The organism is Photobacterium sp. OFAV2-7, from assembly GCF_022347985.1.
GTDB lineage: Bacteria > Pseudomonadota > Gammaproteobacteria > Enterobacterales > Vibrionaceae > Photobacterium.
This window is the reverse complement of the sequence record NZ_JAKRFQ010000456.1, coordinates 1-4,032: the sequence shown is the minus strand read 5'-3', so window position 1 is coordinate 4,032 and position 4,032 is coordinate 1. Positions and strand designations below refer to the sequence as shown.

At 45.7% G+C, this 4,032-nt stretch carries 4 protein-coding genes; all 4 read left to right on the top strand.

Going from position 1 to position 4,032, the window contains the following annotated elements:
- Nucleotides 1–1,186, top strand: a 1,186-nt coding sequence (locus MHN01_RS18855; RefSeq protein WP_239412760.1) for a DUF3404 domain-containing protein, incomplete at its 5' end; no start/stop codon positions are given.
- Entirely contained in the window at nucleotides 1,161–1,832 is a 672-nt protein-coding gene (locus tag MHN01_RS18850; RefSeq protein ID WP_239412759.1) for a response regulator transcription factor, read from the top strand. The genes MHN01_RS18855 and MHN01_RS18850, both read left to right, overlap by 26 nt.
- Entirely contained in the window at nucleotides 1,832–2,698 is an 867-nt protein-coding gene (locus MHN01_RS18845) for a DUF2861 family protein (RefSeq protein WP_370646522.1), read from the top strand. The genes MHN01_RS18850 and MHN01_RS18845 overlap by 1 nt, the downstream gene beginning before the upstream one ends.
- Before the next feature lie 160 nt (nucleotides 2,699–2,858).
- Nucleotides 2,859–4,032, top strand: a 1,174-nt coding sequence (locus tag MHN01_RS18840; RefSeq protein ID WP_370646521.1) for an NnrS family protein, incomplete at its 3' end; no start/stop codon positions are given.

The window sequence follows — 4,032 nt, the reverse complement described above, 5'->3', positions numbered from 1 at the left end:
GATCTGGCCTGTGAGCCCGTTGGTTACTCAGCCTGTCGTTTTTACCCGGGCAATCTGCAATAACACGATTCTGCCTAAAGGTTGGTTCGTTCGGTCTGGTTATATTCATCCCGGTGGCGGTAGCTATGCGTCCCGTTATCTGGAAAAGCATCCTGATTCGGCGGAAAAGCTTGATGGCTTCTTGCATATCCAGGAAAAGGAACTGGCACCAACTAATACTATCCTTGGTCGTTTGCAGCGCATGAGCAGCAATGAAATTCAGGTGTTTATCGCTGGGGCAGAGACATTTATCTCTAATGGCGAACTCTGGATTAGAAATGGCAACGAATACCATATTTATGACCAGCCAACATGGTCGTTCGCACTTGATAAATATGATGTTACCTTCAGCCGATTGAACCAGACTGACTTCTGTTTGGTTAAAAGCGGCAACCTATGTTGGCAGGAAGTGGATAAATCCCACCTGACATTTTATTTGCTGGTTGGCCTACTTGTTGCCAATGTTGCATTATTGATTGGTTGGGGTGTATATCGTCTGCGTATTCGTCGTCGTGCCATGCAGGAGCGGATGTTGGTATTACAAATACTCACTCATGAACTCAGAACACCTATCGCCAGCCTGGCGCTGACAGTTGAAGGGTTTAGGCGTCACTTTGATGCTTTGCCCGAAAGTCTATATGATGAGTTCAGGCGTTTGACTGAAGATTCAAGACGACTACGCCAGCTTGCCGAGGCCAGTAAAGACTATTTACAGGCTAATCAGCAGGAACTGAGCGTTCAACAAGTTGATTCATTCAATGAATGGGTTGAATTTTTAAGTGAACCTTACGAGGACGTGTCCCTGGATTTAGCTGAAGACAGGTCCGTAAACGTAAATATTTATTGGCTGGGCACATGTATTGATAATTTGTTATCTAATGCTCAGAAATATGGCACAGCGCCAGTTACATTAACTTCATCGTTCCGTGACGGAAAACTGATTGTAAGGGTTAAAGACAATGGACCGCTTGGTTCTAGGGACTGGGCAAGATTAAGGAAGCCCTTTGTAAGTGAAAAAGGCTTGGGGCTTGGTCTTACAATTGTTGAATCGATGATTCGTAGAATGGGAGGGCGGATGAAGCTTGAAGGCCCTCCTACAACATTTATTTTGGAGATACCGTGTGAATCAAACTCTGCTTCTGGTTGAAGATGACCGCAACCTTGCCGATGGTTTACTCGAAGCCTTAAAAGACGCTGGCTATGAATGCCTGTACGCTGATTGTGCGACAAAGGTTGCTGATTTATGGCCAAATGCCGATTTGGTCGTGTTGGACCGCCAGTTACCGGAAGGTGACTCGCTGGATTATTTGAACGACTGGCTCTTGATTAAGCATGTTCCAGTTATTTTGCTCACTGCAATGGTATCTGTGTCAGACAAAGTTGTCGGGTTGGACTCGGGAGCGAAGGACTATTTGACCAAACCGTTTGCGGAAGAAGAATTACTGGCAAGGATACGTCTACATTTGCGCTCTGCCAGTACGAGTACTGAAGACGCGCCTGTTTCCAATGTTATCTCTGTTGGAGATATCGATATCGACCTTGATAGTCGAGAGGTAAGGCAGGGCAGTGAGGTTGTTGTTCTGACTCGTACTGAATTTGAGCTGTTGGTATTTTTGGCTAAACACTCTGGCCGCGTATTCACTCGTGATGAGCTTCTGGATCAGGTCTGGGGTTACAATCACTATCCGACGACACGTACTGTTGATACCCATATCCTGCAGTTACGACAGAAACTGGCGGGAATTGAAATTGAAACACTACGTGGTGTTGGTTACCGGATGAAATCGTCGTAGTGAATAGTAAGATTTCGTTTACCTGTACACTGTTTATGTTGCACTCGGTGCTAGTTGTACCGAGTGCAGCAGCAAACTGGTTTACAGGGCAAGATGCATACACGGTTGCCCACCAAAGGTTACTTGAAGGTAAAACCTCTGATAGCTTTGACAGCATGGTTCAGGCCTGGCAGCAGGAGCCCAACAGGGATCAGCAAAGTAATCTCAATGCGTTATTCAAGTTGGCAATCACGGAAGATTGCGGACGAAGTCTGGCACAGAAGGTGCTGCCAACATGGATTCCTAACTTATCGATTGAGCGTGAAGTCATTCAGAACCTCAACCAAACTATGCTCAAGTTATCGATTGCAGGGGTCACTCGCGAGAATATTGCCGAAGTCAAACTAACGAAGTGGCCAAATCAGAACATCATTGCCAGTGCGCCGAATGTAGAGGAAGGCGGCTATTTCTCTGTCGAGACCCGGCGTCTTGAGAAACCAATCGGTGCGGGTTTATATCAATTAACCATCAATACCGGTGGTGAAGATAGTTTCAACCATTGGATATTACTGACAGAACCCTCTGTTAAGCAGCGAATAGGCTGGAAAGATAGTAAAAACTGGCGTATCGAGCAAGGTCGTTTGCCCGATCCTGCCTGTCCGTCAGAGATACTTTCGATGAGTTTGTACGATCTGAATGATACATCGTGGACGCCACTATGGACCGAAGATGTGGATGGCCGATTGCCGACAACCTTACCTAAGATTGATGTACCTGATGGGCGTTATTGGTTGAGTGTCGGGTTAATCGAAAGCCGTTGGCAGGGCGATATCTCTATTTTGGATATACAAACGATCACACGTCCTGTTGACTACCCAGGCTTGTAATCTCGTATTTGCGTTTAACTCTCTGTTTTATCAAAAATCATTTTGAAATGGTAAACCTACTCGATACAGGGATAAGTTTATTTATAAACATGTATTTTAATTGTATCTTTTAAGGTGTATTATACATGCATGTTTAGATGTGGGTGTAGGTTTACCTATGATGCAGATCCTCGATAGCGAAAAAGAACAACGAATTATCCCCGTTTTTCGCTTAGCTTTTCGTCCTTTTTTTCTTGGGGCAAGCGCATTTTCAGTAATTTCAATGCTGCTGTGGGCTCTATTCTGGTCTGGGAGTGTTGATCTCAGTACGTTGATGTATGGCAACCCGTTGTGGTGGCATAGCCATGAGATGTTATTTGGTTTTACCGGTGCCGTCATTATCGGTTTCTTGCTAACTGCCGTCCAAAACTGGACCGGGAACCCAGGTGTACGTGGCTGGAAGCTGGCTTCAATATTCATGCTTTGGCTGCTTGCCCGCATCGGTCTTCTTGTTGGTACACCAAGCACAGTAATCATGATGCTTGATCTGCTTTGGATGCCTTTGGCCGCCTATTTCCTTGCAAAGCCGATTGTTATACGAAAGCAATGGAACAACCTGTTTTTTGCCCCTTTAATATTGCTGTTAACGTATCTTAACGCTCGCTTTCATATGTTGGCGCTTGGCGTCGGAGAAGCTGACCTGCGCTCAGTATCCTTCATGTCACTGATCGTAATTTCGGTGATTGTGCTTGTTGTCGGGGGCAGAGTAATTCCCTTCTTTACTTGGCGGGGGACTAATACCGAGCAGATCACACGTGTTAAGTGGATTGAACTAGGAGCCTTGATACCAAGCTGGCTGCTGCTTGCTTACGTACTGCTGCCAGTACCTGCGACATTGAGTGAGTTCACTTTACCGCTGCTGTTAGCGGCGACAGGAATCTTTAATCTGATTCGTTTTGTGCGCTGGCGTACAGTCTCGACACTAAAGACTCCGCTGCTGTGGCTGTTGCACTTTGCCTATATGTTTATGATTCTTGGGATGCTACTACTTGCTGTTCACTTTCAAACCGGAGAAATCAGTTACAGTGTAGCGCTTCATTTCATTACCGTTGGTGGCATTGGTTGTATGATTCTGGCGATGATTGCGCGCGTTTCTCTCGGCCATACCGGAAGAAGTTTGCAGATTAATCGCGTCATGGTGGCAGCGTTTGTAACCCTGGTCGCTTCGACACTTATTCGTACTGTTGTAGTGATGCTATTTCCAACATTAATACTTGATGGGTATATCTTGTCGGCGATTCTGTGGGCAATTGCTTTTGCGATATTCACCGTTGTGTATTATCCGATATTAACCA